The 26,493-nt window shown below is 71.0% G+C and carries 26 protein-coding genes; 15 read left to right on the top strand and 11 right to left on the bottom strand.

Translation table 11 applies throughout. The annotated features are described in order from the left end of the window. Window positions 1-19 precede the first annotated feature (19 nt). Window positions 20-1,537: a fatty-acid--CoA ligase FadD4 gene (fadD4, locus tag AB0K11_RS14445; protein ID WP_364977530.1), complete on the top strand. Its 1,518-nt coding sequence runs from the start codon at window positions 20-22 to the stop codon at window positions 1,535-1,537. Then, window positions 1,534-2,484: an enoyl-CoA hydratase/isomerase family protein gene (locus AB0K11_RS14440; RefSeq protein ID WP_364978468.1), complete on the top strand. Its 951-nt coding sequence runs from the start codon at window positions 1,534-1,536 to the stop codon at window positions 2,482-2,484. The genes fadD4 and AB0K11_RS14440 overlap by 4 nt, the downstream gene beginning before the upstream one ends. Before the next feature lie 23 nt (window positions 2,485-2,507). On the opposite strand, the gene AB0K11_RS14435 is transcribed toward AB0K11_RS14440, so the two are convergent. Beyond that, window positions 2,508-3,392, bottom strand: coding sequence for a hypothetical protein (locus tag AB0K11_RS14435; protein ID WP_364977528.1), 885 nt, complete (start codon window positions 3,390-3,392; stop codon window positions 2,508-2,510). Between the two features lie 90 nt (window positions 3,393-3,482). Continuing rightward, entirely contained in the window at window positions 3,483-4,211 is a 729-nt protein-coding gene (locus AB0K11_RS14430) for an SDR family oxidoreductase (RefSeq protein WP_364977526.1), read from the bottom strand. Window positions 4,212-4,295: 84 nt separating this feature from the next. Here AB0K11_RS14430 and AB0K11_RS14425 point away from each other — a divergent pair, with 84 nt between their 5' ends. Continuing rightward, complete coding sequence (locus AB0K11_RS14425; RefSeq protein WP_364977524.1) at window positions 4,296-5,114, top strand: helix-turn-helix transcriptional regulator; 819 nt, start codon at window positions 4,296-4,298, stop codon at window positions 5,112-5,114. A gap of 49 nt (window positions 5,115-5,163) precedes the next feature. Here AB0K11_RS14425 and AB0K11_RS14420 read toward each other — a convergent pair whose 3' ends face one another. Continuing rightward, on the bottom strand, window positions 5,164-5,892 hold the full coding sequence (locus tag AB0K11_RS14420) for a GntR family transcriptional regulator (protein ID WP_364977522.1): 729 nt from the start codon (window positions 5,890-5,892) through the stop codon (window positions 5,164-5,166). 4 nt (window positions 5,893-5,896) lie between these two features. Beyond that, window positions 5,897-7,054 (bottom strand): acyl-CoA dehydrogenase family protein, encoded by a 1,158-nt coding sequence (locus AB0K11_RS14415; RefSeq protein WP_364977520.1) that lies wholly within the window; start codon window positions 7,052-7,054, stop codon window positions 5,897-5,899. A gap of 39 nt (window positions 7,055-7,093) precedes the next feature. Here AB0K11_RS14415 and AB0K11_RS14410 point away from each other — a divergent pair, with 39 nt between their 5' ends. The 3 genes from AB0K11_RS14410 to AB0K11_RS14400 are packed head-to-tail and all read left to right on the top strand — an operon-like array spanning window position 7,094 to window position 10,552. Further along, a complete protein-coding gene (locus tag AB0K11_RS14410; protein WP_364977518.1) occupies window positions 7,094-8,098 on the top strand; it encodes a MaoC family dehydratase in 1,005 nt (334 codons plus the stop codon). Window positions 8,099-8,117: 19 nt separating this feature from the next. Next, the gene (locus AB0K11_RS14405; RefSeq protein WP_364977516.1) at window positions 8,118-9,233 is read left to right on the top strand and encodes a CoA transferase; all 1,116 of its coding nucleotides are present in this window, start codon (window positions 8,118-8,120) and stop codon (window positions 9,231-9,233) included. Beyond that, window positions 9,227-10,552: an amidohydrolase family protein gene (locus AB0K11_RS14400; RefSeq protein WP_364977514.1), complete on the top strand. Its 1,326-nt coding sequence runs from the start codon at window positions 9,227-9,229 to the stop codon at window positions 10,550-10,552. Before AB0K11_RS14405 ends, AB0K11_RS14400 begins: the two co-directional genes overlap by 7 nt. On the opposite strand, the gene AB0K11_RS14395 is transcribed toward AB0K11_RS14400, so the two are convergent. The 3 genes from AB0K11_RS14395 to AB0K11_RS14385 are packed head-to-tail and all read right to left on the bottom strand — an operon-like array spanning window position 10,519 to window position 14,707. Then, window positions 10,519-11,520 (bottom strand): phosphotransferase, encoded by a 1,002-nt coding sequence (locus AB0K11_RS14395; protein WP_364977512.1) that lies wholly within the window; start codon window positions 11,518-11,520, stop codon window positions 10,519-10,521. The genes AB0K11_RS14400 and AB0K11_RS14395 overlap by 34 nt on opposite strands. A 50-nt stretch (window positions 11,521-11,570) precedes the next feature. Then, on the bottom strand, window positions 11,571-12,488 hold the full coding sequence (locus AB0K11_RS14390) for an alpha/beta hydrolase (protein WP_364977510.1): 918 nt from the start codon (window positions 12,486-12,488) through the stop codon (window positions 11,571-11,573). A 50-nt stretch (window positions 12,489-12,538) separates the two neighbouring features. Continuing rightward, complete coding sequence (locus AB0K11_RS14385) at window positions 12,539-14,707, bottom strand: acyl-CoA dehydrogenase (protein WP_364977508.1); 2,169 nt, start codon at window positions 14,705-14,707, stop codon at window positions 12,539-12,541. Window positions 14,708-14,889: 182 nt separating this feature from the next. On the opposite strand from AB0K11_RS14385, the gene AB0K11_RS14380 reads away from it, so the two are divergent. Together AB0K11_RS14380 and AB0K11_RS14375 are read left to right on the top strand one after the other, a co-directional pair. Further along, window positions 14,890-16,113: an alpha/beta hydrolase gene (locus tag AB0K11_RS14380; RefSeq protein ID WP_364977506.1), complete on the top strand. Its 1,224-nt coding sequence runs from the start codon at window positions 14,890-14,892 to the stop codon at window positions 16,111-16,113. Between the two features lie 24 nt (window positions 16,114-16,137). Further along, the gene (locus tag AB0K11_RS14375) at window positions 16,138-17,556 is read left to right on the top strand and encodes a wax ester/triacylglycerol synthase family O-acyltransferase (protein WP_364977504.1); all 1,419 of its coding nucleotides are present in this window, start codon (window positions 16,138-16,140) and stop codon (window positions 17,554-17,556) included. Between the two features lie 16 nt (window positions 17,557-17,572). Here AB0K11_RS14375 and AB0K11_RS14370 read toward each other — a convergent pair whose 3' ends face one another. Continuing rightward, entirely contained in the window at window positions 17,573-18,853 is a 1,281-nt protein-coding gene (locus AB0K11_RS14370; RefSeq protein ID WP_364978465.1) for an alpha/beta hydrolase, read from the bottom strand. Between the two features lie 79 nt (window positions 18,854-18,932). Then, window positions 18,933-19,742, bottom strand: a complete 810-nt coding sequence (locus AB0K11_RS14365) for a 1-acyl-sn-glycerol-3-phosphate acyltransferase (protein ID WP_364977502.1) — start codon at window positions 19,740-19,742, stop codon at window positions 18,933-18,935. Window positions 19,743-19,826: 84 nt separating this feature from the next. Here AB0K11_RS14365 and AB0K11_RS14360 point away from each other — a divergent pair, with 84 nt between their 5' ends. From AB0K11_RS14360 to AB0K11_RS14340, 5 genes are all read left to right on the top strand, one after another. Next, window positions 19,827-20,609 carry a crotonase/enoyl-CoA hydratase family protein gene (locus AB0K11_RS14360; RefSeq protein ID WP_364977500.1) on the top strand — a complete coding sequence of 261 codons (783 nt, stop codon included), beginning with the start codon at window positions 19,827-19,829 and terminating at the stop codon, window positions 20,607-20,609. A gap of 104 nt (window positions 20,610-20,713) precedes the next feature. Next, complete coding sequence (locus AB0K11_RS14355; protein WP_364977498.1) at window positions 20,714-21,208, top strand: hypothetical protein; 495 nt, start codon at window positions 20,714-20,716, stop codon at window positions 21,206-21,208. Window positions 21,209-21,248: 40 nt separating this feature from the next. After that, window positions 21,249-21,497, top strand: a complete 249-nt coding sequence (locus tag AB0K11_RS14350; RefSeq protein ID WP_364977496.1) for a hypothetical protein — start codon at window positions 21,249-21,251, stop codon at window positions 21,495-21,497. After that, window positions 21,497-21,829 carry a hypothetical protein gene (locus AB0K11_RS14345; RefSeq protein WP_364977494.1) on the top strand — a complete coding sequence of 111 codons (333 nt, stop codon included), beginning with the start codon at window positions 21,497-21,499 and terminating at the stop codon, window positions 21,827-21,829. Before AB0K11_RS14350 ends, AB0K11_RS14345 begins: the two co-directional genes overlap by 1 nt. Window positions 21,830-21,895: 66 nt before the next feature. After that, on the top strand, window positions 21,896-22,762 hold the full coding sequence (locus tag AB0K11_RS14340; protein ID WP_364977492.1) for an arylamine N-acetyltransferase: 867 nt from the start codon (window positions 21,896-21,898) through the stop codon (window positions 22,760-22,762). On the opposite strand, the gene AB0K11_RS14335 is transcribed toward AB0K11_RS14340, so the two are convergent. Both AB0K11_RS14335 and AB0K11_RS14330 read right to left on the bottom strand, forming a co-directional pair. After that, on the bottom strand, window positions 22,763-23,770 hold the full coding sequence (locus AB0K11_RS14335; RefSeq protein ID WP_364977490.1) for an acyl-CoA dehydrogenase family protein: 1,008 nt from the start codon (window positions 23,768-23,770) through the stop codon (window positions 22,763-22,765). After that, complete coding sequence (locus AB0K11_RS14330) at window positions 23,767-24,933, bottom strand: acyl-CoA dehydrogenase family protein (RefSeq protein ID WP_364977488.1); 1,167 nt, start codon at window positions 24,931-24,933, stop codon at window positions 23,767-23,769. Before AB0K11_RS14330 ends, AB0K11_RS14335 begins: the two co-directional genes overlap by 4 nt. A 69-nt stretch (window positions 24,934-25,002) precedes the next feature. On the opposite strand from AB0K11_RS14330, the gene AB0K11_RS14325 reads away from it, so the two are divergent. Together AB0K11_RS14325 and AB0K11_RS14320 are read left to right on the top strand one after the other, a co-directional pair. Then, window positions 25,003-25,932, top strand: coding sequence for a helix-turn-helix domain-containing protein (locus AB0K11_RS14325; protein WP_364977486.1), 930 nt, complete (start codon window positions 25,003-25,005; stop codon window positions 25,930-25,932). Next, complete coding sequence (locus tag AB0K11_RS14320; RefSeq protein ID WP_364978462.1) at window positions 25,932-26,453, top strand: dihydrofolate reductase family protein; 522 nt, start codon at window positions 25,932-25,934, stop codon at window positions 26,451-26,453. The genes AB0K11_RS14325 and AB0K11_RS14320 overlap by 1 nt, the downstream gene beginning before the upstream one ends. Window positions 26,454-26,493 lie beyond the last annotated feature (40 nt).

The raw sequence follows: 26,493 nt of genomic DNA, 5'->3' as shown, positions 1-26,493 counted from the left end.
GGCGTCGTAGAGTCTGTCCATGCAGATCCGCGAGCATGTCGGCACCGGTAAGCCGGCGATCGTTCTCCACCCGTCCGGCACCGTCATCACCTTCGACGACCTCGAGGCACGGGCCAACCGGCTGGCGCACCACTTCCGCGCCAACGGCCTGCAGGAGGGCGACGCCGTCGCCATCCTGATGGAGAACAACGAGCACATGCACGCCGTCATGTGGGCGGCACGCCGCAGCGGCCTGTACTACGTGCCGATCAACACCCACCTGACCGCGGCCGAGGCGGCCTACATCATCGACAACAGCGCCGCCAAGGCCGTCATCGGATCGGCGGCGCTGCGCGAGACCTGCGCGGAACTCGGTGAGCACCTGCCGCGCGGCCTGCCCGCCGTGCTGCTCATCGCCGACGCCGACCTCGACGGCTGGACCCGCTATCCCGAAGGCGTTGCCGGGCAACCCGACACACCGATCGCCGACGAGATCGAAGGCGACCTGCTGCAGTACTCCTCCGGCACCACCGGCAGGCCCAAGGGCATCAAACGCCAACTCCCGCACCTGCCGCCGTCCGAGGTGCCCGGCATGATGGCCGCGCTGGTCTCCTTCTGGCTCGACCCCGAGGCCGTCTACCTCAGTCCGGCACCGCTGTACCACACGGCGCCGTCGGTGTGGTCGATGCAGATCCAGGCCGGCGGCATCACCACCGTCGTGCTGGAGAAGTTCGACGCCGAGGGCTGTCTCGACGCCATCGCGCGCCACCGCGTTACCCACGGGCAGTTCGTGCCCGCGATGTTCACCAGGATGCTGAAGCTGCCGGAGTCCGTGCGCAACAGCTACGACGTCTCCAGCCTCAAGCGGGTGATGCACGCCGCGGCGCCCTGCCCCGTGGAGATCAAGAAGCAGATGATCGACTGGTGGGGCCCGATCGTCGACGAGTACTACGCCTCCTCGGAAGCACACGGGTCGACGCTCATCAGCGCCGAGGAATGGCTGGCCCACCCCGGCTCCGTCGGCAAGCCGATGAGCGGCGCCATCCACATCCTCGACGAGGACGGCAACGAGCTGCCGCCGGGGCAGGCCGGCGAGATCTACTTCGAGGGCGGCAACTCCTTCGAATACCTCAACGACCCGGACAAGACGTCGGCGTCGCGGCACGAAAAGGGTTGGGTGACAGTCGGAGACATCGGGTACCTCGACGAGGAGGGATACCTGTACCTCACCGACCGGCGGCACCACATGATCATCTCCGGCGGGGTGAACATCTACCCCCAGGAGGCGGAGAACACGCTGGTCACCCACCCGAAGGTGATGGACGCCGCGGTGTTCGGTGTGCCCGACGACGAGATGGGTCAGCGCGTCAAAGGGGTGGTGCAGACCGTCGATCCGGCCGACGCGACCGAGGCGTTCGCCGAGGAGCTGCTCGGTTGGCTGCGGGACCGCCTGGCGCACTACAAGTGTCCGCGGTCCATCTCGTTCGAGGCCCAGCTGCCCCGCACCGACACCGGCAAGCTGTACAAGCAGGAGCTGATCGCGAAATACTCCGGCTGATGCGCGTCGTCGACCTGTCGGACCCGCCGGACCTGGACTACGCGGAACCGACGGGCGTCGTCGTCGCGACCGGCGACCTGACCGCGCCGGGCGCCGAATACTGGTTGCAGCGAGCCACATTCACCCTCACCGAGCGGCCCTGTGAGGACCGCCGCGCGGTGGCGGTGCCGTCGGTGCAGCGCACCCTCGCCGATCTGGACCAGCGCTGCCGCACCTGGCCGCATGCGGCCGAGGTCGGGGACGATGTGCTGCGGGCTGTGGACGTCGCGGCGCCCGCCTACGCCGGCCTGATCGCGGAGTCGCTCGCGTACTCGACGCTGCAGGGCAGCGCCGAGTTCCAGGCCTGGCTCGCCGCGCGCGGACCCGAAACCCCACCGGCGCTGCCCGATCCGGTACTGGCGGAACGCAGGGAGGACACGCTGCGGGTGCGGTTCAACCGGCCCGGCCGGCACAACGCCTTCTCCACCGACGCACGGGCCGCGCTGCTCGAGGCGCTCGAGATCGCCCGGCTCGACCCGTCCGTCACCGAGGTCGTGCTGTCCGGCAACGGCCCCTCATTCTGCAGCGGCGGCGATCTGGCCGAGTTCGGCTCGTTCACCGATCCGGCCGACGCGCACCTGGCCCGCACCCGGCACAGCCCCGCGCTGATGCTCGACGAGTTGCGCCGCCGCCTCGGGCCGGCGCTGCGGGCCGAGGTGCACGGTCAGGTGCTCGGCAGCGGACTGGAAATGGCCGCGTACTGCGGACGGGTGACCGCACATCCGCAGTCGGTGATCGGGCTGCCGGAACTGCAACTGGGCCTCATTCCCGGGGCGGGTGGCACCGTCAGCATCACCCGCCGCATCGGACGGTGGCGCACCGCCTACCTGTTCCTCACCGGCTACACCGTCGACCCCGCCACCGCCCTGCACTGGGGCCTCGTCGACGAGATCGCCGCCCACCGGTAGGACGGCACCCGATCAGCGGCGCGTCAGGTGTGACTGTGCTGCGTCAGGCAGTAGGTGCGGGCGGGTTCCGGGAAGGCCAGCGCCCTCGCCGGCGGCGTGCACGCGCCGGGGTCGTTGCTGTCAAGGCGCGTCTCGACCTTGCCCGCGGCGTTGGGGTCCGTGCAGTCGACCTTGTTGAACATCGTCTGCACCGAGTCCACCCGGAAGCAGTTGCCCTCCTCGAAGTTGGGGAGGAAGCACCTGGTCCTGCCGGCGGACGTGGGCTGGTAGAGATAGGCGCCCAGGCTGGCGGGGCCGTCGGGGCACTGGTCGGGCCCCTCGATGGCGCCCAGTTCGAGCTGGGCAGCGGGGTTCGAGCAGTCGACGACCTCGAAAGGGCCGGTCGCGGGGATGTCGATGACGCAGTCGCCGACGTCCAGCCCGTCGTCGCTGCGCGCCGTCGTCGACGAGGCCGACGACGAGGAACGCTCGGACGACGACGAGTTGGGCGACGACGACGTCGCCAGCCGGCCGATGTTTCCCAGCAGTCCGAGGGCCAGGATGATCGCACCGGCGACGATCAGGCCGGTGCCCTGTTTCTTCGGCTTCGGCGCGAACGGCGGGTAGCCGGGCGGCGGGTACGGCGGTTGCATGCCCGGTGCGAAGTAGGGCTGCTGCTGGGGGTGGGGCGGCGGATAGCCGGGTTGCTGCGGGTAGCCGGGGTAGCCGCCGGGCGGTGGCGGCTGACTGCCGTAGGGCGCCTGGCCCGGCGCCCAGCCGTACGGCGGGTTGGGTTGCGGTGAGCCCGATTTGCTTCGCTTGACGAGCCCGACGATCAGCAGGACCAGGCCGATGATGGGGATCACGGCATAGCCGACCATCTCGCCGACGTCGGTGGCGGCGGCGAGCACCGAGATGTTGGACGTCACGCTTTCCTCCGCACCCGTCTGGCGCGCACCGTGCGCCGCCCCGACAAGCCTATGACGGATGACGCCGCCGCACCGTCACCGGATCGCCCGTCAGCGCTGCCGTGCGGGCCGGATGATCAGCTCGTTGACATCCACGTCGGCGGGCTCGCCGATGGCATAGGAGATCGCGCGGGCGATCGCGTCGGGCGGGATCGAGTCGGCCCGGTACTCCTGCATCGCGCCCGCCGCCGTCGGGTCGGTGATCGAGTCCGCGAGCTCGGATTCGACCACGCCCGGCGACACGGTCGTCACCCGGATCGACGGGTCGACCTCCAGTCGCAGACCCTCGGTGATGGCCCAGGCCGCGAACTTCGAGGCGCAGTACACCGCGCCGGTCGGCACCACTTCGTGCGCGCCGACGGACGCAACCGTGATGAAGTGGCCGCTGCCTTGCCGCTGGAAATGCGGGAGCGCGGCGGCGATGCCGTGCAACAGCCCGCGGATGTTCACGTCGATCATCCGGTCCCACTGGTCGACGAGCAGTGCGTCCAGCCGCGACAGCGGCATCACGCCCGCGTTGTTGACGACGACGTCCACCCGGCCGTGGGCGGCCACCGCGGCGTCGACGAACGCCGCCACGTCGGCACGGTCGGTCACGTCCAGGCGGCGGACCTCGATGCTGCCGCCGTCCTGCTCGATGCGGCGCGCGAGGTCGGCGAGGCGGTCCTCCCGCCGGGCGCCCGCAATGACGTGATGGCCCTCGGCGGCCAGGCGTGCGGCGACGGCTTCACCGATGCCGCTGCTGGCGCCGGTGACGAGAATGATCTTCGAATCGGTCATGCGTCCAGCATCGTGCCAGCCATGCCGGTCAGCCAGGGTGTACTGCACCCTGCCTGACGCCCACGGCGGATCTAGGCTGGCACGATGGCCGAGTTGGGTGACTACCTCAAGGGGCGTCGGGCCGCGATCAGCCCCGCCGAAGCGGGTCTGACCAGCAGCGGCGTCCGGCGGGTTCCCGGGCTGCGCCGCGAGGAGGTGGCGATGCTGGCGGGTGTCAGCGTCGACTACTACAGCCGCCTCGAACAGGGCCGGGAGCGTTCGCCGTCGGTGCAGGTGCTGGAGGCGCTCGGGGCGGCGCTGCGGCTCGACGACGACGGCCGCAGGCATCTGTTCCGGCTGGCCGGCCTCGCCCCGCGGGAGCAGCACGCGCGGGTGACCGACCGCGTCGACCCCGGGCTGCTGCGGCTGATGGACGCCTGGCCGAACAACCCTGCGCTGGTCTACAACCGGGCCTACGACGTGCTGGCAGTGAACGCGCTCGCCGAGGCGCTGTTCGGCGAGTTCGGCGCGGTGGGGAACCTGATGCGGCTGGTGTTCACCGATCCGCGGGCCCGTGACTTCTACGCCGACTGGCATGCCGTCGCGGCCGACTCGGTCGCCGGGTTCCGGATGGGCTACGGCGCCGCCCCGGACGACCCGCACGCGCGGGCGGTGCTGACCGAGCTGCTCGACGCCAGCGAGGAGTTCCGGACGCTGTGGGGTCGGCAGGACGCCCGGCGGAAGTGTCTGGCGGTCAAGCGGTTCCGCCACCCGGAGGTCGGCCTGCTGACGCTGAGCATGCAGACGTTCGACGTGCGGTCCGCCCCGGGGCAGGAGCTCGTGGTCTACGACGCGGAGCCGGGCAGCCCGAGCGCCGACGCCCTGGTCCTGCTCGGCAGCATCGCCGCAACCCACGCCGTCTGAGCGATTTCGGCGCGCTGACGTTCGCTCAGCGTCGGCCAGCGCGCCGAAATCACAATCCGGAGCGGCGCAGCGTCACGCGGTACGTGTACTGCTCGGGCAGGAAGTGGCTGATCGCCAGTTCGACCGGGCGCCCGGAACTGTCGGAGTAGAGCCGGTCGACCCGCAGCATCGGATGGCCGGGTGCACAGTTCACCGCGTCGGCCACCGCCGCATCGGCCTCGGCGACGGTGATCGACTGCGCCGCTTCGACGATCGGCTCGCGAAGATGCGGCTCGAGCAGTCCGATGACGGTGTGCGTGCCCGCGGATCCGGTCGTCAGCGCGCCGACGCCGGCGACGGAGGCGGCCACCGATTCGGGCAGGTGCACCGTGGTGGCGACGAACGGAACCCCGTCATGCAGACGGCGGAACGTGACGGTGTGCACCGCGTCGTTGTCGAGGCGCAGCCGGCTCGCGGCCGCCACGTCCACCCGGCGCGACAACCCGTTCAGCACCTCCATGGTGGTGTCCTGTGACAGGTTCATCAGGTCCTCGATGGAGCCCAGCTGCCGCAGGTAGCGGCGCGCGGAGTCGCTGGCATAGGTGCCGCGCCCGGGCACCCGGTACACGATCCCCTCGGCGACCAGGTCCTGGAACGCCCGGCGCACCGTCTGGCGCGACAACCGCTCGCGCGCAACGAGTTCGGACTCAGTGGGCAGCCGCACACCGTTGCGGTAGCGACCCGCGGCGATCTCGTCGCGCAGCCGGTCGCGCAGCAGTCGGTATGCCGGCGCGGTCAACTCGTCAGATCCCGCCCCGCGCGACGAGCTGGCCGGCGATGACGTTGCGCTGGATCTCGTTGGTGCCCTCACCGACGATCATCAGTGGCGCGTCGCGGAAGTAGCGCTCGACGTCGAACTCGGTGGAATAGCCGTAGCCGCCGTGGATCCGGACCGCGTTGAGCGCGATCTCCATTGCCACCTCGGAGGCGAACAGCTTGGCCATCCCCGCCTCCATGTCGCAGCGTTCGCCGCTGTCGTAGCGTTCGGCCGCATAGCGGGTGAGCTGGCGGGCGGCGGTGAGTTTCGTCGCCATGTCGGCCAGGTAGTTGCCGATCGACTGGTGCTTCCAGATCGGCTTGCCGAAGCTCTCGCGCTCCTGGGCGTAGCGCAGCGAGTCCTCGAGCGCCGCGGTCGCCACACCCAGCGCCCGGGAAGCCACCTGAATGCGGCCGGTCTCGAGACCCTTCATCATCTGCGCGAAGCCGTGGCCGGGGGTGCCGCCCAGCACGGCCGACGCGGGCACCCGGCAGTCGTCGAAGGACAACTCGCACGACTCGACACCCTTGTATCCCAGCTTGGGGAGATCGCGCGACACCGTGAGACCGGGGGTGTCGCGCTCGACGAGCACCACCGAGATGCCGCGGTGGCGCGGCTCGGCGTTCGGATCGGTCTTGCACAGCAGGGCGATCAGGCCGGAGCGGCGGGCGTTGCTGATCCAGGTCTTGGTGCCGTTGATCACCAGGTCGTCGCCGTCCCGGACGGCGCCGGTGGAGATGTTCTGCAGGTCGGAACCGCCGCCGGGTTCGGTCAACGCCATCGTCGCGCGGATCTCGCCGCTCGCCATCGGCGGCAGATAGGTGCGCTTCTGTTCCTCCGTGCCATACAGCGCGAGCAGCTTGGCGACCACGGTGTGCCCGCCCATCGCGCCCGCGAGGCTCATCCATCCGCGGGACAGCTCCTGGGTGACCTCGACGTAGCAGGGCATCGACACCGGGGAACCGCCGTACTCCTCGGCGATGGCCAGGCCGTAGATGCCGATCCGCTTCATCTGGTCGATCCACGCCGCGGGGTAGTCGTTGGCGTGCTCGGTCTCGCGGACGGTCGGCTTGACCTCCCGGTCGACGAAGGCGCGCACCGTCTCGACGAGGAGTTTCTCTTCTTCGGTCATATGTACGGCCATATTGACACACCCATTGCTGCACTGCCAGCATGACGCCTTGTGACTTTGTACGGCCAAATCGAGGGCGGCCCCTACTTCGACGATCTGCACGTCGGCGAGGTGTTCGACTCGGCGCCGTCGATGACGCTGACGCCCGGCACCGCCGCCGTGCACCACTCGATCATCGGCGACCGGCTGCGGCTGACACTCGACGCCGAACTGGCCACCGCCGTCACCGGCGCCACCGCGCCGATCGCCCACCCGGCGCTGGTGTGCGACGTGGCGATCGGGCAGTCCACGCTGGCCACCCACCGGGTGAAGGCCAATCTGTTCTACCGCGGCCTGGTGTTCCACCGGTATCCCGTCATCGGCGACACCCTGTTCACCCGCACCGAGGTGGTGGGTCTGCGGCAGAACTCGGCGAGGGCGGGCCGGGCGCCGACCGGTCTGGCGGCGCTCCGGATGACGACCGTCGACCAGCTCGGCCGTCTGGTGCTGGACTTCCACCGGTGCGCGATGCTGCCGCTGTCCGAGGGTGCGGGCGAGACCGGCCACGCCGACGATCTGTCGGCCGTCGGCGCCGACATGGCGCCCGCGCCGGATCCGACCGCTGCCTGGGACGCCGACGCCTTCCGTGCCCGGGTGCCCGGTGCCCGGTTCGACGCCGGGCTGGCCGGACAGGTGCTGCACGGCACCGCGGACGTCGTCAGCAGCGCCCCGGAACTCGCCCGGTTGTCACTGAACATCGCTGCGACGCATCATGACTCGCGGGTGAGTGGACGCCGCCTGGTGTACGGCGGGCACACCATCGGTCTCGCGCTGGCGCAGGCGACACGGGCGCTGCCCGACCTGGTGACGGTGCTCGGCTGGGAGTCCTGCGACCACACCGGGCCGGTGCAGGAGGGTGACACGCTCTACAGCGAACTGCACGTCGAGGGCGCGATCCCCGCGCCGGAGGGTCGCGGCGGGGTCTACCGGCTGCGGTCGCTGGTGTACGCGGTCGAACCGGACGGCGGCGCGGATCGCCAGGTGCTGGACTGGCGCTTCACCGCCCTGCAGTTCTAGCCCGCGGGACAATGGCGGCGTGACTGCGCTCGCGATCCCGGCAGCGGTGCTCACCCGTGCCCGCGAGACGGCGGCCGCGGTCGCGACGTGGCTCGGTGTCGCCGTCGACGCCGACGAGATCCTCACCGGCCGGGCGGCGCTGCTCGGCCTGACCGCAGGCGGCCGGGTGTCCGCCGGCGGTGCGACCCGGCTACTGCCCACCGGTGACGGCTGGTGCGCCCTCACCCTGTCCCGTCGCGACGACCTCGACGCCGTGCCCGCCCTACTGGAAACCGATGCGCTGGAGCCGGATTCGTGGCCGGCGATCACCGCATGGGCGGCACGCCGCAGCGCCGCCGACGCGGTGGCACGCGCCCGCCTGCTCGGCCTGCCCGCCGCCGTCCTCGGTGAGACTCCGGCGGCCTCACCCGTGGTGCGTCCGCTCGGCCGGCGGGCATCGCCGCGGACGATCCCCGGCCTGCTGGTGGTCGACCTGTCGTCGATGTGGGCCGGCCCGCTGTGCGGGCGGCTGCTCGCGCAGGCCGGCGCGACCGTGGTCAAGGTGGAGAGTCCGCGCCGCCCGGACGGCACCCGCGCCGGAGCGCCGGCGTTCTTCGACTGGATGAATCACGGAAAGCTCTCGTACGCGGTTGATTTCGATGAGCCCGCGGAGCTCGAGGGATTGCTCGGTGCCGCCGACGTGGTGATCGAGGGATCGCGCCCGGCGGCGCTGCGCCGCCGCGCCCTCGGGCCGCAGGACATCGACGGGCGCGACGGCCGGGTGTGGCTGCGGATCACCGGCCACGGGACCGCCGGTGAGTGCGCCGACCGGGTGGCATTCGGTGACGACGCCGCCGTCTCCGGCGGGCTGGTGGTCGCGGGCGCCGACGGTCCGGAGTTCTGCGGCGACGCCATCGCCGATCCGCTCACGGGCCTGCATGGCGCGCTGGCGGTGGCCGAGTCGCTGGGGCGCGGCGGCGGTGAACTCGTCGAGATGTCGATGGCTGCGGTGGCCGCCTGCTACGCCACTGCGGCCAGCCCTGCTGTGCAGGTGCAGGCCGCGGCGCCGCCGTCGCCGGGCCGGGCCGCCGGGTTGGGCGCCGACAACGCGGCCGTCGCCCGCATGGTTGCCCGACGGCGGCCTGCGCCGTGCTGATCACCCGGGCCGTGCTGCTCGACGGCACGCCCACCGACATCCGGGTCGGCGATCAGATCCTCGACATGGCCGTTGGACTCACGGCCCGACCGGACGAGACGGTGCTCGACGTCGCGGGTGGCACGGTGATTCCCGGCCTGCACGACCATCACGTGCATCTGCATTCGACAGCGGCGGCGGCGGATTCGCTGCGGGTCGGTCCGGCCGACGTGCGCGGCCGCGACGGCCTCGCGCATGCCCTGGCGGGTGCCGTCCCCGATGCCGATGGCTGGATCCGGGCGGTCGGCTACCACGAGGCCGTCGCGGGCCCGCTCGACCGGGATGCGCTGGACGCGGTGGCGCCGCCGGTGCCGGTGCGGGTGCAGCACCGCAGCGGGGTGCTGTGGACGCTGAACACCGCAGGCCTGCGACGCGTCGGCATGGCCGATCATCCCGACGGCGTGCTGCGCAGCGCCGATCCGAGCTGGGCGCCGGAGCGCCGCGGCGCCACCCTGGCCGGGGTGTCACGCCGGCTCACGTCCTGGGGTGTCACCGGGATCACCGACGCGACACCGGATCTCACGGAACACGATGTCGTCGGCCTGCGCGACGCGCATCGTCGCGGCGAACTCGCGGTCAGGGTGCACGTGCTGGCGCCCGGGAAACGCATCCTGCACGACGACGGCCTCGACCTCGACGAGTTGACCCGCTGGGTCGCCGCCCGCCACGCCGGCGGCACCCCTGTCGCGGTGCATTGTGTGACCGCCGCCCAGCTCGTCGTCACCATCGCCGCATTGCGCGCCGCCGGAACGCGTCCGGGCGACCGCATCGAGCACGCGGCCGTGGTGCCCGACGACTGCCTGGCCGACCTCGCCGAACTCGGGCTCACCGTCGTGACACAACCGAACTTCGTCGCCGAACGGGGCGATCAGTACCTCGTCGACGTCCCGGCCGACGAACTCCCGCAGCTGTGGCGGCTGCGTTCGCTGCTGGAGTCGCGGGTCGGGGTGGCGCTGTCCACCGACTCACCGTTCGGCAGTGGCGACCCGTGGGCGGCCATGCGAGCGGCCGTGCACCGCGAGACACCGGCGGGCGCCGTCCTGAACCCTGCCGAACGTGTCACCGCGGCAACAGCGTTGAGCTTGTTCCACGGATCGGCGGAGCAGCCGTCTGTGCCGCGCTGGGTGGCGCCCGGTCAGCCCGGCGATCTCTGCGTGCTCGCCGCGTCACCGCGCGAGGTGCTCGATGCGCTGGACGCCGACCTGGTCGCCGCCACGGTCGTCGGCGGCGAGGTGGTGTACACGAGTCAGTGGAGCCGCAGACCGTTCGACGACAGATAGCGCTCCGCCAGGACGCAGCTGCCCCGCGCGTAGGTGATGGCCTTGGTGCGTGACTCTTTCGAGTGGGTGTGGGTGCTCATCCATGCCAGCAGCTTCAGGCGTCGCAGCATGACGAACGACGGCAGCATCTCCTCGTCGGCAGCCGTCATCGGTCGTCGGCTCCGGTAGCCGGCGACCCAGGCGTCCTGCCACTCGGGAAGCGCCGGATCGTCCTCGATGAACGACACCGCGGCGCCGAAATCATAGAAGTACCAGCTGAACCCGGAGTCGTCGAAATCGATGACGGTGGTGTCGGACCCGTCGACGATGAGGTTGGCCAGCCGCAGGTCGGCGTGGATCAGGCCGAATCTGTCGGGTCCGGCGCCGTACTCCGTGAGGCGGTGGTGCAGGACGTCCTGCGCCCGGTCCAGCATTGCGTGCTCAGCAGGCCCGACACCGGCGGCCTGCTGCCAGTGCCCCCAGCGGGCGCCCGCCCCGAGCGAACTCTCCCAGTCCCAGGTGAAGCGGCCGAAACCCGCCGGGCGCCGCCAGGATCGGGAATGGTCGTGCAGCGCCGCGGTGATGCGGCCCAGCGTGCGGAAGTCGTCCGCGGTGACCGTGGCCTCGTCCGGTTCCGCGCCGGGTACGAGGGCGAAGTGCACGACGTGCCGCGGTGTCCCGTCGACGTCGACGGTGACCATCCGGCGCCCATCGCGGGCGGGCAGCACCGTGGGCACCGCGACTCCGGAGTCATCACGGCGCAGCGCGGCGAGCCAGTCCAGCTCGGACTCGATCTCGTACGGCCGGTGATAGTTCCGGCGATGCACCCGCAGCACGGAGGTGACGCCGGTGCCCTCGTCGTCGACCAGGTAGGTGGCGTTCTCCGACAGGTTGAGCAGTCGCAGCGCCGAGTCCGGTGCGAGCTCGAAGTGCGGGATCGCCAGGCGCGCGACGTGGATGTCGTCGGTGATGATCCCGTCGTCGTGCATCCGGTCACGCTATGGGCACACCGCACGCCCGTCAAAGCCGGTCCGGTGGGTCAGGCCGCGATGTCGAACGCCTTCCGCAGCGCCTCGCACTGGCTCTCGAAGAACTCAACGGCGACATCGGCTTTGGGGACGATGGCATCGAACCCGTGAAACGCCCCCTCCACCACCTCGACGTCGCACGGCACTCCGGCGGCGCGCAGTCGTTCGGCGTAGGCGAGACCCTCGTCGTGGAACAGGTCGAGCGTGCCGACTCCCAGCCAGGCCGGTGGCAGGCCCTCGAGATCGTCGCGGCGCGCGGGCACCGCGACGTCACGGTCGGCGTCGGCGAGGTAGGCGTCCCAGCCGAACCGGTTGCTCCACTGGTTCCAGAGCCGGTGTCCGGGGTTGTCGAGGTCGTCGCGCTCGACGGTGCGGTCGTCGACCATCGGATAGATCAGCAGCTGCGCCACCAGCGGGATCTCCCCGCGGTCCCGGGCCAGCAGCGCCAGCGCCGCGGCCAGTCCGCCGCCCGCGCTGCCGCCGGCGATGGCCACCCGGTCGCGGTCCACGGCGGGCAGCCCGGCCAGCCACTGCAGCGCTGCGTAGCAGTCGTCGAGCGCGGCGGGATAGGGGTGTTCGGGGGCGAGCCGGTAGTCCACCGACGCGACCGTGATGCCGAGTTCGGCGGCGTAGCGCCGGCACAGGTCGTCGTCCTGCGCCGGGGTGCCGAGGACGTAGCCGCCGCCGTGCATCCACAGCAGTGCCGGCGTGTTGCCCGTGACGCCGGCCGGCCGGTAGAGCCGCAGCCGGATGCCGGAGTGCAGGGTCAACTCCTCTACACCCTTCGGGGTGCGCTTGGGCTGCATGCGGGTGACGGCGCGCAGCAGCGGCAGGGTCACCGGCGTGACGATCTGCTTCGGGACGTACTTGGCCGCCTTGCGCAGGTCCGGGTGGAAGTGCACGAGGGACTCGGCGGACGGCTTGCGCATCCGCTCAGTATTACCAGCGTCGCCGCGCCGTAATCCGACCCGAGCACCTGCTACTTGATCAGCGGATCGCGCGGCAGGCCGAGGATCCGCTCGGCGATGGTGTTGCGGGTGATCTCCGACGTGCCGCCGGCGATGGTCATCGCCCGGTTGCCGAGGTAGCCGGTGGTCAGTGCAGGCGTGGCGCCGGTGACGGCCGCGGTGCCCGCGAGTTCCACGCCCAGCTCGGTCAGCCACTGTGAGTGCTCGGCCACCAGCAGTTTGGTGACGTTGCCCTCCGGGCCCGGCTCCGCCCCGGCGATGGCTCGGCTGGCCCGGCGCAGGTTGAGCAGCCGCAGGGTGTGGCCGGCCGCGATCACCTCACCCGCCCGCCGCGTCCGGGCGGCGGCGACGTCCGCGGGTGCGCTGTCCAGCAATGTGATCAGGTCGTCGGCGCTGAATCCGGTGGGCGCGCCCGACCCGCCGCCGATCGAGATCCGCTCGTTGCCCAGGGTGGCGCGGGCCACCAGCCAGCCGCGGTTGACGTCGCCGACCACGTCGGCGTCGGGCACGAAGACGTCGTCGAAGAACACCTCGTTGAAGTGGCTGTCGCCGGTGATGCCGCGGAGCGGATTCACCGTCACTCCGTCGGCCTTCATGTCGATCGCCATCATCGTCACCCCGGCGTGCTTGGGGGCGTCGGGATCGGTGCGGACAGTGGCAAGGCCCCACTGGCACAGGTGCGCGAGGCTGGTCCAGACCTTCTGACCGGTGACCCGCCAGCCCCCGTCCACCCGCTTGGCCGCCGTGCGCACCGCCGCGGCATCGGACCCGGCGCCGGGTTCGGAGAACAGCTGACACCACATGGTCTCTCCGCGCAGCACCGGTTCCACCCAGCGTTCCCGCTGGTCGTCGGTGCCGGCCTGGCTGATCGTCAGCGTGACCCATCCGGTGATGCCCATGTCCGGAACCTTCACGTCGCGGAACTCTTCCTCGATCACCAACTGCTCCAACGTGCCCGCCCCGCGGCCCCACGGCTTCGGCCAGTGCGGCACCAGATAGCCGGAGTCGACCAGGAAGTCGCGACGGCGGTCCTCGGGCAGCGCGCGCAGTTCGGCGACCGCGCTGCGGGCGGCCTGCCGGTACTCGTCGGCCTCCGGGGGCAGCGTGAAGGTGGCGCCGCGGGCCTGCCCGCTGCGCTGCGCCTCGACGATGTCGGCCAGCGGGTCCGCGCCGTCGCTCAGCAGCGCCGCGAGGGTGCGGGCGCGCCGCAGATACAGGTGTGCGTCGTGCTCCCACGTGTATCCGATTCCGCCGTGTAGCTGAATGTTGTTCTGCGCGTTGGCGACCTGCGCGCGCACGGCGTGTGACGCGGCGACCGCCGCCGGGAACCAGGCGCTGTCGAGGTCGTCGGAGCGGGCGGCGTCCCAGGTGGCCGCGGTGGTCAGCTCGGCATCCACCAGCATGTTGGCCGCGTGGTGCTTGACCGCCTGGAACGTGCCGATGGTCCGGCCGAACTGTTCGCGCACCTTGGCGTATTCCACCGCCATCTCCAGGCATGCCCAGCTGATCCCGACGGCCTCGGCGGAGGCAAGGATGCGGAACACGGTGCGCGCGTGGCGGGCCGCGCCGCGGATGACTCGGTCCTGCGGCAGTCGCACCCCGCGCAGCGCGACCGAACCGATGCTGCGAGTGGTGTCGAGGCCGGTCAGCCCGGTGACGGTGACGCCGTCGGCGTCCGCGTCGACGACCACGAGGTCGTCACCTGCGACCAGCACCAGCACATCGGCGTCGGGTGCGCCGAGCACCGCCGGGCTCTCCCCGTCGGCCACTGTGTCCGAGCCGGCCGCCACCGTCCCGGACAGCCCGAGCGCTGACACCGCCGTGCCGTCGGCGAGGCGCGGAAGGAGTTGCGAGCGAACGGATTCCGATGCGCAGCGGTCGATCACCACAGCGGCGGCCACCGTGGGCAGGAACGGACCGGGGCACACCCGCCGGCCCTGGGCCTCCAGCACGACGGCCAATTCGGCCAGGCCGAATCCCGAGCCGCCGTGCTGCTCGGGGAGCGCAAGGCCGGTGAGTCCGAGGTCGGCGTGGGCGGTCCAGAGCCCGGCCGGGTGCGCCGAGCCCTCGTCGAGGGTGGCCCGGGCCGCAGCGAGCGCCTGCAGTCGGTCCAGCAGGCCGGCGGCCGATTCCGCGAGATCGCGGTGTTCGTCGGTGATGGCCAGGGCTGATCTGTTCACGGCGGACGTCCTCTTCGCTTCGTCATCGAGTCGTAACTTGACGGTCGTCAAGTGCACGTTAGCGGCAAACGTGCCGGTCAGAAAGGTGTGACTCCGGTCACATCGCGTTACGAAAGTGCCGCTGGTTGACAAGTTCCAGATGTCGTCGTTTAGGAACTGACCTGCGGGGTACAGTCGCGATCATGACCGTGCGACCGGACACCCGGTACCCCGGACCGACAATGTGGACGCGCGCACGTTGGCTCCTCAACGCCAAGCCTGCCGATCACCTGCTCGCCATGAGCGTGGCCTCCGCCTCCCTGCCGGTGATCGGGAAACACCTTGAGCCGCTTGGCGCCCTCGCCGCGATGGGGGTGTGGGGGTACCGGCAGATGCCCGAACTCCTGTCCGCGTCGGCGAAGTCCTGGTTCGAGCCGGGTAACGACGAGGTGCGGCAGAAGGAGCGCGATATGACGCACTCCGTCACCGACGCCGCCCTCCGCGGCGTCGTCCCGGCCGCCGACCTCGCCATCGACTGGCCGGCCCCGGAGAAGGCGCCGCCGTTGTGGAAGGCATTCGAGCACCGCCGCAACGTCTACAAGTCCTCGGTTCGTTACGGCCCGTTGCCGTCTCAGCTCCTCGATGTGTGGCGGCCCAAGAACCTGCCCACCGAACCGGCGCCGGTGCTGCTGTTCATCCCGGGCGGGGCGTGGGTGCACGGCAGCAGGCTGCTGCAGGGCTACGCATTGATGTCGCACCTGGCCGAGATGGGCTGGGTCTGCTTGTCGATCGACTACCGGGTGTCGCCGCACAACCCGTGGCCGGCGCACATCACCGACGTCAAGACGGCGATCGCGTGGGCCCGCGCCAACGTCGACCGATTCGGCGGTGACCGCAACTTCGTCGCGATCGCGGGCACCTCGGCGGGCGGCCACCTCGCGGCGCTGGCCGGGTTGACCATCAACGACGCCGAACTGCAGTGCGAGCTGCCGGAGGGATCCGACACCTCGGTCGACGCGGTGATCGGCATCTACGGCCGTTACGACTGGGAGGACCGCTCCACCGTCGAACGCGTCCGCTTCGTCGACTTCCTCGAGCGGGTGGTGGTCAAGCACCGGCTGTCGCGCCATCCGGAGATCTTCCGTAAGGCATCGCCGATCGCCAGGGTGCATCCCGGGGCGCCGCCGTTCCTGGTCATCCACGGCAGCGGCGACAGCGTGATCCCGGTCGCGCAGGCGCGCAGCTTCGTCGACAGGCTGCGTTCGGTGTCGCGTTCGGTGGTCAGTTACGTGGAACTGCCCGGTGCCGGGCACGGCTTCGACATGATCGACGGCGCACGCACCGGATCGATGGCCACCGCGGTCCGGCTGTTCCTCAACCAGATCCATCGAAACCGGATGAGCGCCGCGGCCAAAGAGGTTATATAGACGCCTCCGACAGGGAGGTATCCGGTGAAACGGCTTCGCGGGTGGGACGCTGTGCTGCTGTACAGCGAGACGCCGAACGTGCACATGCACACGCTCAAACTGGCGGTCATCGAACTCGACGATCTCGGCGGGCGCACTTTCGGCGTCGAGGATTTCCGCAAGGTCCTGCACGGGCGGCTCTACAAGCTCGACCCGTTCCGCTACCAGCTCGTGGACATCCCGTGGAAGTTCCACCACCCCATGTGGCGGGAGAACTGCGAGGTCGATCTCGACTACCACGTGCGGTCGTATCGGGTGGACAGCCCGGGCGGCCGGCGTCAGCTCGACGAGGCGGTCGGCCGGATCGCCAGCACGCCGCTGGACCGCAGCCGCCCACTGTGGGAGATGTACCTGATCGAGGGGCTGGCGGGCGGCCGCATCGCGGTGCTGGGCAAGATCCACCACGCGCTGGCCGACGGCGTCGCCTCGGCGAATCTGCTGGCGCGCGGGATGGATCTGCAGACGGGGCCGCAGGCCGATCGGGACTCCTATGCCACCGACCCGGCGCCGAGCCGAGCGGAGTTGGTGCGCACCGCTTTCGGTGACCACATCCGCCAGTTGGGCCGCATCCCGGGCGTGATGCGCTACACCGGCCAGGGGCTCGGTCGGGTGCGGCGTAGCTCGCGCAAGCTCTCGCCCGAGCTGACCCGGCCGTTCACGCCGCCGCCGACCTTCATGAACCACATGATCGACGCGACCCGCACCGTCGCCACCGCGACGCTGGCGCTCGCCGACGTCAAGCAGACCAGCAAGCACCTCGGCGTGACGATCAACGACCTGGTGCTGGCGATCTCCGCCGGCGCGCTGCGAAAGCTGTTGCTGCGCTACGACGGTCATGCCGACCATCCGCTGCTGGCATCGGTGCCGATCAGCTTCGACTTCTCACCGGACCGGATCTCCGGCAACTTCTTCACCGGCATCCTGGTCGCGCTGCCCACCGACTGTGAGGATCCGCTGGACCGGGTGCGCAAGGCACGGGAGGCGGCCATCTCGGCCAAGGAGAGCCACGAACTGATCGGGCCCGAACTGGTCAGTCGCTGGTCGGCGTACATGCCGCCCGCGCCGGCGGAGTCGCTGTTCCGGTGGTTGTCGAAGAAGGACGGCCAGAACAAGATCCAGAACCTGACGATCTCGAACGTGCCGGGGCCGCGGGAACGCGGGCGGGTCGGCGGCGCGCTGGTGACCGAGCTGTACTCGGTCGGTCCGCTCACCGCGGGCAGCGGGCTCAACATCACCGTGTGGAGCTACGTCGATCAGCTCAACATCACCGTGCTGTCGGACGGCTCCACACTCGACGACCCGCACGAGGTGACCGATGCGATGCTCGCGGCGTTCGTCGAGATCCGCAAGGCCGCAGGGCTTCCCGAGGAGCTGACGGTCGTCGAGACCGCGATGGCGCCCTGACGGCCGCGCGCCGGGACTACGGTTGCTGCGCGATGTCGGCCGGTGCGGCGTCGACAGCCGTCGTGTCGGCGGCCGTCGACGAGGACGCGCGGGTGGCGTACACCCAGGACAGGAACCGCTCGATCGCCTGGCCGGTGTAGTGCCCGCGGGGTGAGCCGAAGAAGTCGAACGCGTGCTGAGCGTGTGGCACCTCGACGTAGGCCACCGGCGACGTCGACACGTTGCGCAGCGCGTCGACGAACTCGCGGCCCTCCCGCACCGGGATGATGGAGTCGTCCTGGCCGTGCAGCACGAAGAACGGTGGGGCGTCGGCGCGTAACCGTGCGATGGGTGACGCGTCGACGTACAGCTGCCGGTTGCGGGCGAAGCTCTTCTTGACGACGAACCGCTGAAGGAAGGCGATGAACTCCGGGCGGCCCGTGCCCTCCCTGCCGACCCAGTCGTAGCGGCCGTACACCGGCACCGCCGCCTTCACCGAGGTGTCCGCGTCCTCGAAACCCGGCTGGAACTGCGGATCGTTCGGAGTGAGCGCGGCGAGCGCGGTCAGGTGTCCACCCGCAGAACCGCCGGTGATGGTCACGAAGTCGGGATCGCCGCCATACTCCGCGATGTGCTGCTGGATCCACGCCAGCGCACGCTTCACGTCGACGATGTGCGCCGGCCAGGAGTGCCGCGGGCTGACCCGGTAGCCGATCGACACGCACACCCAGCCGCGTTCGGCGAGATGGCTCAGCAGCGGATAGGCCTGCGGGCGGCGCATTCCGATCGCCCAGGCGCCTCCGGGGACCTGCAGCACCACGGGTGCCTTGCCGTCACGGGGGAGGTCGGCGCGGCGCCAGATGTCAGCGGTGTTGGAGCGGTGGGGGCCGTACCGTACCGCCTTCTCGGTGTAGCGCCGCCGCGACCATCCGGTGCGGAACACCCCTGACCGCCGACGGGGTGTCGGGGACTTCGCGGTCACGGATTCGTAGTTGGCACCGAGGGTTTCGCGCAGGCCGGCCTCGAAGACCGGCTCGCAGCGCACGTTGCGACGCTGGAGGAACACCAGCACCGCCCACGTGACGGCGTTGAGCGCCAGCGCGACAGCGCCCCGCTTGCCGGTGAAGTGCCCGCGCCAGTACCGGCGCGCGGTGTCGAGCACCGACGCCGTCAGGAACAGCGGCGCCAGCTCGCTGGTGGGCCAGCCGAGGAAGAAGACCGGGATGGTGACATAACCCTTGCGTGCCAGTGGTTGCACGCCGTTGGCGGCGTTGGCCAATTCACCCACCGCGCGCAGCACAGGGCGCGGCTTGACGATCTTCCTGAGCACAGACATCTCCCCCGGAGCGTTGGTGATTGGCCGACGGATAGCCTATGCGGCCCGCACTGAAACCCGGTCAGCCCAGCACGGGCAGCCTGCGGTCGGCGGCCAGCTCGTCGAGCGCCCGCTGCATGACGCGGCGGACGTGGGCGTCGACCTCGTCGATGTCGGGGTTTTCGCCGAACTCGGCGACGATGTCGATCGGCGTGAGCACCTGGGTGACGATCTTGGTGGGCAGCGGCATGTTCAGCGGCACCACCGCGGACAGGCCGAAGGGGAAGCCGAACGACACGGGCACGATCTTGGTGCGGGCCAGCCGCGCGATCGGGCCGAGCCGCTTGGCCAGCCAGGTCCCGCGGGTGAGGAACAGCTGGGCCTCCTGGCCGCCGATCGAGACCGTCGGCACGATCGGGACACCGGCGTTGAGTGCGGCCTTGATGTAGCCGGTGCGGCCCGCGAAGTCGATCTTGTTCTGGGTCAGCGTCGGGCGGTACACGTCGTAGTCACCACCGGGGAACACCACCACCACCCCGCCCGAGCGCAGCGCGTCGTCGGCGTTGTCGTGGTTGGCCCGGATGAAGCCGATCTTGATGAAGAACTCCGCGGTCGGGCCGGTCATCAGCATGTCGTGGCTCAGCGTGTACACCGGCCGGTCGTAGCCGAACTTCTCGTAGAAGCCGCTGGCGAAGACCGGGACGTCCATCGCGAACAGGCCGCCGCTGTGGTTCGACACCACCAGCGCGCCGCCCGGCGGGAAGTCGTCCAGGCCGCGCACCTCGACCCGGTGGTAGGCCTTGAGGATCGGTCTCAGCACCGCCATGACCTGCGCGGTGAACCCGGGATCCCACTTGGAGATCTCCGACGGGATGCTGTCGGTCGAGCTCATGAGGTGGTCCCTCCGGTAGAATTGAAACGTGTTCTAGTTTTTCGATGGTACCGGCACAGCGGCGCCGCTCGCTAGCATCACGTCGTGAGCAATGACGCCGACAGCGCCCAGGACCCCGTACTCGTCGAACAGCGTGACCGCATCCTGATCATCACCATCAACCGGCCCAGGGCCAAGAACGCCGTCAACAAGGCCGTCGCGGAGGGCCTCGCGGCCGCCGTGGACCGCCTCGACGACGATCCCGGGCTGTCTGTCGGCGTGCTCACCGGCGCCGGCGGGACGTTCTGTGCGGGCATGGACCTCAAGGCCTTCGCCAGCGGCGAGCTGCCGATGGTGGAGGGCCGCGGGATGGGCTTCACCGAGCGTCCGCCCGCCAAACCGCTGATCGCCGCCGTCGAGGGCTACGCGCTGGCAGGCGGCACCGAGCTGGCGCTGGCCACCGACCTCATCGTGGCCGCGCGCGATTCGGCGTTCGGCATCCCCGAGGTGAAGCGCGGCCTGGTCGCCGGCGGCGGCGGGCTGCTCCGGCTGCCACAGCGGATCCCGTCGGCCATCGCCATGGAACTCGCCCTGACCGGCGAGGCGCTGCCCGCCGAACGCGCCTACGTGCTGGGCCTGGTCAACGCGCTGGCCGAACCGGGTCACGCCCTCGACGAGGCGATTGCGCTGGCCGAGCGGATCACCGCCAACGGCCCGCTCGCCGTGGCCGCCACGAAGCGGGTGATCGTCGAGTCCCGCGGCTGGTCGCCCGAGGAGTTCTGGTCGAAGCAGAACGCGATCATCATGCCGGTGTTCGGCAGCAAGGACGCCCAGGAGGGGGCAATCGCGTTCGCCGAGAAGCGCCCACCCCACTGGACCGGCAGCTGAAGCGCGTCTTCTCCGGCCACATCGCGGGGGTCGGATCCGAGTCCGGTCACCGCCTCGTCGTCGGAAGCTGGCAGACCTCCCCGTTCGGCGAGTTCACCGATGTGATGGTGCAGCGAGCCGACGACGAGCGGGTGCTGCTGGCGCCCACCCGCGAGGTGGCCGACTTCGTGTCGACCACATATGCGTTCGACCGGGTGCTCGTCGGGCCGGTGCGCGCCGAGCTCACCGGGGACCGGCTCACGGTCGCGGCCCCGAACCTCGACCTGCGGATCGACATCGGTGGCGCGGCGCCGCTGGACCGACTGCTGCGGCTGGTGCCTGCGCGGCTGGCCGTCGCGCCGTGGTGGCTGCGGGCGATCGACCCGGTGGCATCGCGCATGGTGCCCGGCGTGCACACCGCGGGCACCGCGGGCAACGGCAGGCGCGAGTACTACGGCGTCCGGCGGTCCCGCCGCATCGTCGGAGTGTCCGGCCGGCTCGACGGTGAGGACCTCGGCGCACTGGCCCCGCTCCGACCGCCGGTGCGCTTCGGGTTCGCCTCCGCCCCGGCCGAACCGCAGATCGTCTCGGTGACCACGACGATCATCGAGACCGCGTAGCCCGCGTTTCGGTCCCGGCACTCGGGGGCACACGTCGGAGATGAACACGCTGTCCCGGCTGCGCGACGTGCAGCGCCGAATCCTCAAGGCCCAGCGGCGGGTATGGCTGCTGCAGGCCTCGCTGTGGGTGACGCTGGTCCTCACCGGCCTGTCCGCCGTCGTCGGCGGCGCGTGGTGGCTGACGCACCGCCGCACCGAGACGCCCCAGGCCGGCGCCGCGTCGCGCGACACCGTCAACCCCGCGACCAACGGCCAGCTGACGCACACAGGATCCCGAGGAGACGTCTGATGGCACACGACGAACTGCCGCTGCCCGACTACGACCAGCTGCCGCTGACCGAACTGCGGCACCGCATCCGCTCGCTCGAGGAGCCGGCACTGCGCGTGCTGTTCGACCACGAGACGGCGCACGGCAACCGCATCCCGGTGCTCGAACTGCTGCACGCCCGCCTCAAGGAGCTGCACGGCGGCGCGGAGCCGTCGGGCGGCGACCCGGCCAACGCGCCGCGGGTGTCGGGCACCGCGGGGGACTCCCCGGTCAGTACGGCCACCGCCGCGGAGGCGAACACCCCGCTGCGGCACGGGGTGGCGGCGCAGACCCCCGCCCGCGGCAAGCCCTGAGGACGCTCAGCTCTCGACCACAATCGGTATTGACCTCAACCACCGTTGAGGTCGCAGGATGAGGCGATGACCATCGCCACCACAGTCGACGTCACCGGATACCTCGACCGCATCGGTCACCAGGCAGCGGTGCAGCCGGACCTGCCGACACTGCGCGCCGTCGTGGCCGCGCACAACCGGACGATCCCGTTCGAGAACCTCGACCCCGTGCTGGGCATCCCCGTCGCCGACCTCGGGGCGGCGGCGCTCACCGACAAGCTCGTGCAGCGTCGCCGCGGCGGCTACTGCTACGAACACAACGGCCTGATGGGCTACGTGCTGGAGGCGATCGGGTTCGGGGTGGACCGGCTGGCCGGCCGGGTGGTGTGGATGAACGACGACTGGGATCCCGGCGACGACGGCTTCGCCGCCGCACTGCCCGCGCAGACCCACCAGCTGCTGGCGGTGACCGTGCCCGGTGAGGACGGCCGCTTCCTGGTCGACGTCGGGTTCGGCGGGCAGACACTGACCGCACCGATCCGATTGGTGGCCGGGCCGGTGCAGCAGACCCGCCACGAGCCCTACCGGCTGCGTGAGCACCGCGACGGCTTCGTGCTCGAGGCGCTGATCCGAGACACGTGGCGCCCGCTGTACATCTTCTCGCTGCGGCCGCGGCCACTCATCGACCTCGAGGTCGGGAGCTGGTACGTGTCGACACATCCGCGGTCGGGCTTCGTGGTGGGCCTGACCGCCGCCCTGATCGCCGACGACGCGCGGTGGAACATGCGTGGCCGCAACCTCGCCGTGCACCGGGCCGACAGCACGGAGCGGATCCGGTTCGACACGGCGGCGCAGGTGCTCGAGGCGCTGACCGACCGCTTCGGCATCGACCTCGCCGATCTCGGCGACCGCGTCGACGTCGAGGCCCGTGTGCACGAGGTCCTCGACCGCTGATCAGGGACCGACGACGACGTCCCACGGGTCGCCGGTGAGCGCGGCGCGGCCCAGTTGCCTAGCGTACGAGGCGGTGTCGCCGAATTCGTCGGCCCAGCTGCGCGCCCGCATCGTGACCGACCACAGCGGGTGCTCGATCGTCACCCCGATCGCCCCGTGCAGCTGATGCGCGGTGGTGGTCACCGGCCCGACCGCGCGGCCGACGGTGACCTTGGCCACCGCCACCGCGTATTTCGTTGCGGCACTGTCGAAGCCGTGTTCCTGTGCGGCGGCGACGGCCAAAGTCACGGTGGCGCGCGCACGCTCGATCTCACCGGACATCCCGGCCAGCGCGTGCTGCACCGCCTGGAACGCACTCAGCGGCCTGCCGAACTGGACGCGACCGCGGGTGTGCTCGACGGTCAGGGCAGCGGCGGCGTCGAGGGCCCCGACGATCTGCACGCACCGCGCCCATGCGCCGCGCCGTACCAACTCCTCGCCGACCTCGGACGGCATCCGCAGGCAATCGGCTACCGCGACGTCCACAGCGACCGCGCCGCGGGGTTCGCCTGCGAGGTTCTGGCCGTCGGTCACCGATGTGTCCGTCAGGTGAGTCACGTACAGCGCGTCCGCGGTGCGCCCGGCCAGCACCATCGCCGCGTCATCGGGCCAGGGCACGTCACGCGCGACGCCGGTGATACGCCCGCCGGATACCCGCACGTCGGCCAGCGCCACGGTCATCGGGCCCGCCGCGGGCACCGGCACGCCGGCCCGGGCGGCCAGCCAGGCGGCCAGCAGGTCGGTCTCGGCGACGGGGACGGCGGCCGCATGCCGGGCCAGCCCGTCGAGCACGATCGCCGCGTCGGCGGGCCCGGCGTCCTCTGCGCTGGTCAGTCGGCTCAGCCCGGTCTCCTCAAGGTGGCGCCACAGCGCGCCGTCGAACCCGTCGGGGCGGCGACGCCTGCCTGCGCGCGCGTCGTGTGATCGCTGTCCGAGTTCGTCGACCAACTGCCGCAGTTCGTCGCTCATCGCACTCCCAGGCCCTTGGCGACGACGCCGCGCAGCACCTCGTTCGTCCCGCCGCGCAGCGTGAACAGCGGGGCCTGCAGTCGCGCCGTGGCCAGCATGGCGCGCAGCCGGGCGGCGTCAACACCCTCGGGATCGAGGCGGGTCAGCAGGTCGGCCACCAGGTCGACGGACTCCTGCTCGAACCGGGTGCCGAGGTCCTTGACCAGCGCGGCGCGGGAGTTGGCGTCCTCGCCTGCGGTGAGCGCGCGGGCGACCGAGATGGACAGCTGACGCAGGGCCGCGACACGGGCGATCAGCTCGCCGACCGCGGCGGCTGCGCTGTCGTCGGCGCCGGGGCCCAGCGCGCGGACCGCCGCGAAGATCAGCGTCGCGGTGGACAGGAACCGTTCGGGCCCACTGCGTTCGAAGCCCAGCTCGGCGGTCACCTGATGCCATCCGTCGCCGACCTTGCCGAGCACTGCGGTGTCGGGGACGGTGACGTCGTCGAAGAGCACCTCGTTGAAGTGGTGCTCGCCGTTCATCAGCACGATCGGACTGACGGTGATGCCGGGGGCGTCGGTGGGCACGATGAACTGGCTGAAGCCGGCGTGCCTGCGGTCCGGGTCGACCGGGCTGGTCCGGGCCAGCACGACGATCTGGTGGGCGACGTGCGCGCCGCTGGTCCACACCTTGGTGCCCGACAGCCTCCAGCCGGCGTCGGTACGGGTGGCACGCATCTGGGCCGCGGCCAGGTCGGACCCGGCGGCGTGCTCGCTCATCCCGATCCCCGAGTACAGCTGCCCTGCCGCGATCCGGGGCAGCAGGCGCCGCCGCTGCTCGTCGGTGCCGTAGACGAGCAGTGCGGGCGCCACCTGCCGGTCGGCGATCCAGTGCGCGGCCACCGGCGCGCCGTGCGCCAGCAGTTCCTCGGTGACGACGTAGCGGTGCAGGTGTCCTGATCCGGTGGGCGGCGCGTGGCCGCCGTATTCGGCCGGGATCGTCAGCCCGACGAAGCCGGCCGCGGCCAGTCGCGCACTGAAGTCCGGATCCCACCCCGTCAGCCAGCAGTCCACCGCCGGCGTCCAGCCGTGCTCGGCGCGGTCGTCGGCCAGGAAGCCGCGCACCTTCGCGCGCAGCGGGGCCAGGTCCCCGTCGTTGGCGCACAGCGCCTCGAATTCACCCACTGAGCAGGTGAGTCTAGTGAGCAGGAATCGTCATGTTCGCGGCGGCGGGTCGCGTCCATACTCGGTCGGGTGAGCGAGCAACCTCCGACGCCCGCGGGCAGGGACCGTCTACGCGAACTGCTCGACGCGGTGGTGGACGCGGACAACACCGGCGTGGGCGAGATGGCCCGCAGCAGCCACGCCTCGGAGTTCCACTTCTCGCGTGAGGTGCGGCGGCTGACCGGTGAGTCGCCTGCCGCGCTGCGGCGCCGCATCATGCTGGAACGGGCGGCCTGGCGACTGCGCGGCGGTGAAGGGGTGGCCGCCGTCGCCGCGGACGAGGGCTGGTCGTCGGCCGAAGTGTTCTCCCGGGCGTTCCGGAGGGCGTTCGGGGTGCCGCCGTCGCGCGCCGCCGACGTCGCCTTCCGGGTACCTGCGCCCAACGGTCTGCATTTCCATCCGCCGCAGTCGCTGTGGCTCGACGGCGACGGGGCGACGAAGGAGCCCGACATGTCCCAGCTGATGGTGGCGCACGACATCGCCGACACCGCCTACCTCATCGACCGGGCGGCCGAACTGTCGGCCGAGCAGTGGACCGCCGCGCTGACACCGGGGCAGGTGGTGCTCGACTGGGACGGTCCCGAGCCCAGCGTCGGCGCGGTGCTCGGCGCGATCGTGTGGGCCAAGGAGGTGTGGCTGGCCACCATCGAGGGCCGCGACATCCCCCGGCGCGACGCCACCGATCCGGCGTCGGTGCCGCCGGCCAGCCTGGCGGCCCATCACGCCGACATCGGAAACCGCTGGGCAGCAATGGTTTCGGAGTACAGCGCCGAGGGCCGGATGGGTGACACCGTGATCGACGCGCTCTGCGAACCGCCGGAGTCGTTCCAGCTGTACGGCATCGTCGCCCACGTGCTGGAGTACGCCGCGCTGCGCCGCGGCCTGGCCCGCGCGATGCTGACCCGCCTCGGCGTGACCACCCATCGCGGAGACCCGCTGGAATGGATGAGAGGGCACTGATGGCGACGATCTACTACACCGCGTCGAGTCTCGACGGCTACATCGTCGACGAGGCCGACAGCCTGGACTGGCTCACCTCGCGGGCGATCGACGCCGACGGACCGTTCCACTACGACGCCTTCATCGCGACGATCGGTGCGGTGGTGATGGGGTCGGCGACCTACGAGTGGATCGCGAAGAACCATCCGGGCGAGTGGATGTACTCCCAGCCGTCGTGGGTGCTGACCAGCCGGCCGGACGTCGTGGCGGGCGACCATCCGGTGCGGGTCTTCTCCGGCGCGGTCACCGAACTGCATCCCGAATTGGTGGCGGCCGCCGCGGGCAGGGACGTCTGGGTGGTGGGCGGCGGGCTGGTCGCGGCGCAGTTCGTCGAGGCCGGCCTGATCGACGAGATGATCGTCTCCTATGCGCCGTGTTCGCTCGGCGCCGGTTCCCGCGTGCTGCCGGTGCGCTCGGAGTGGGCGCTGGTCGAGTCGGCGGCGAACGCCGACTTCGTCTGCGCGCGCTGGCGAACGGCCTGACACAGCCATTCGGCGCGCGCTCGTGACGTGGCGGCGGTGG

Origin of the sequence: Mycobacterium sp. NPDC050551 (assembly GCF_040674075.1) — a bacterium.
Taxonomy (GTDB): domain Bacteria; phylum Actinomycetota; class Actinomycetes; order Mycobacteriales; family Mycobacteriaceae; genus Mycobacterium.
Note: the sequence above shows the minus strand (reverse complement) of the source record. Positions and strands in the feature narration are given on the sequence as shown.

Bases quoted from the DNA above. Each gene is read 5' to 3' on its own strand.
- fadD4 (WP_364977530.1), top strand. From the start codon at position 20: ATGCAGATCCGCGAGCATGTCGGCACCGGTAAGCCGGCGATCGTTCTC.
- AB0K11_RS14430 (WP_364977526.1), bottom strand. From the start codon at position 4,211: ATGACCGATTCGAAGATCATTCTCGTCACCGGCGCCAGCAGCGGCATC.
- AB0K11_RS14425 (WP_364977524.1), top strand. From the start codon at position 4,296: ATGGCCGAGTTGGGTGACTACCTCAAGGGGCGTCGGGCCGCGATCAGC.
- AB0K11_RS14415 (WP_364977520.1), bottom strand. From the start codon at position 7,054: ATGGCCGTACATATGACCGAAGAAGAGAAACTCCTCGTCGAGACGGTG.
- AB0K11_RS14395 (WP_364977512.1), bottom strand. From the start codon at position 11,520: ATGCACGACGACGGGATCATCACCGACGACATCCACGTCGCGCGCCTG.
- AB0K11_RS14390 (WP_364977510.1), bottom strand. From the start codon at position 12,488: ATGCGCAAGCCGTCCGCCGAGTCCCTCGTGCACTTCCACCCGGACCTG.
- AB0K11_RS14380 (WP_364977506.1), top strand. From the start codon at position 14,890: ATGACCGTGCGACCGGACACCCGGTACCCCGGACCGACAATGTGGACG.
- AB0K11_RS14365 (WP_364977502.1), bottom strand. From the start codon at position 19,742: ATGAGCTCGACCGACAGCATCCCGTCGGAGATCTCCAAGTGGGATCCC.
- AB0K11_RS14355 (WP_364977498.1), top strand. From the start codon at position 20,714: ATGGTGCAGCGAGCCGACGACGAGCGGGTGCTGCTGGCGCCCACCCGC.
- AB0K11_RS14350 (WP_364977496.1), top strand. From the start codon at position 21,249: ATGAACACGCTGTCCCGGCTGCGCGACGTGCAGCGCCGAATCCTCAAG.
- AB0K11_RS14345 (WP_364977494.1), top strand. From the start codon at position 21,497: ATGGCACACGACGAACTGCCGCTGCCCGACTACGACCAGCTGCCGCTG.
- AB0K11_RS14340 (WP_364977492.1), top strand. From the start codon at position 21,896: ATGACCATCGCCACCACAGTCGACGTCACCGGATACCTCGACCGCATC.
- AB0K11_RS14335 (WP_364977490.1), bottom strand. From the start codon at position 23,770: ATGAGCGACGAACTGCGGCAGTTGGTCGACGAACTCGGACAGCGATCA.
- AB0K11_RS14320 (WP_364978462.1), top strand. From the start codon at position 25,932: ATGGCGACGATCTACTACACCGCGTCGAGTCTCGACGGCTACATCGTC.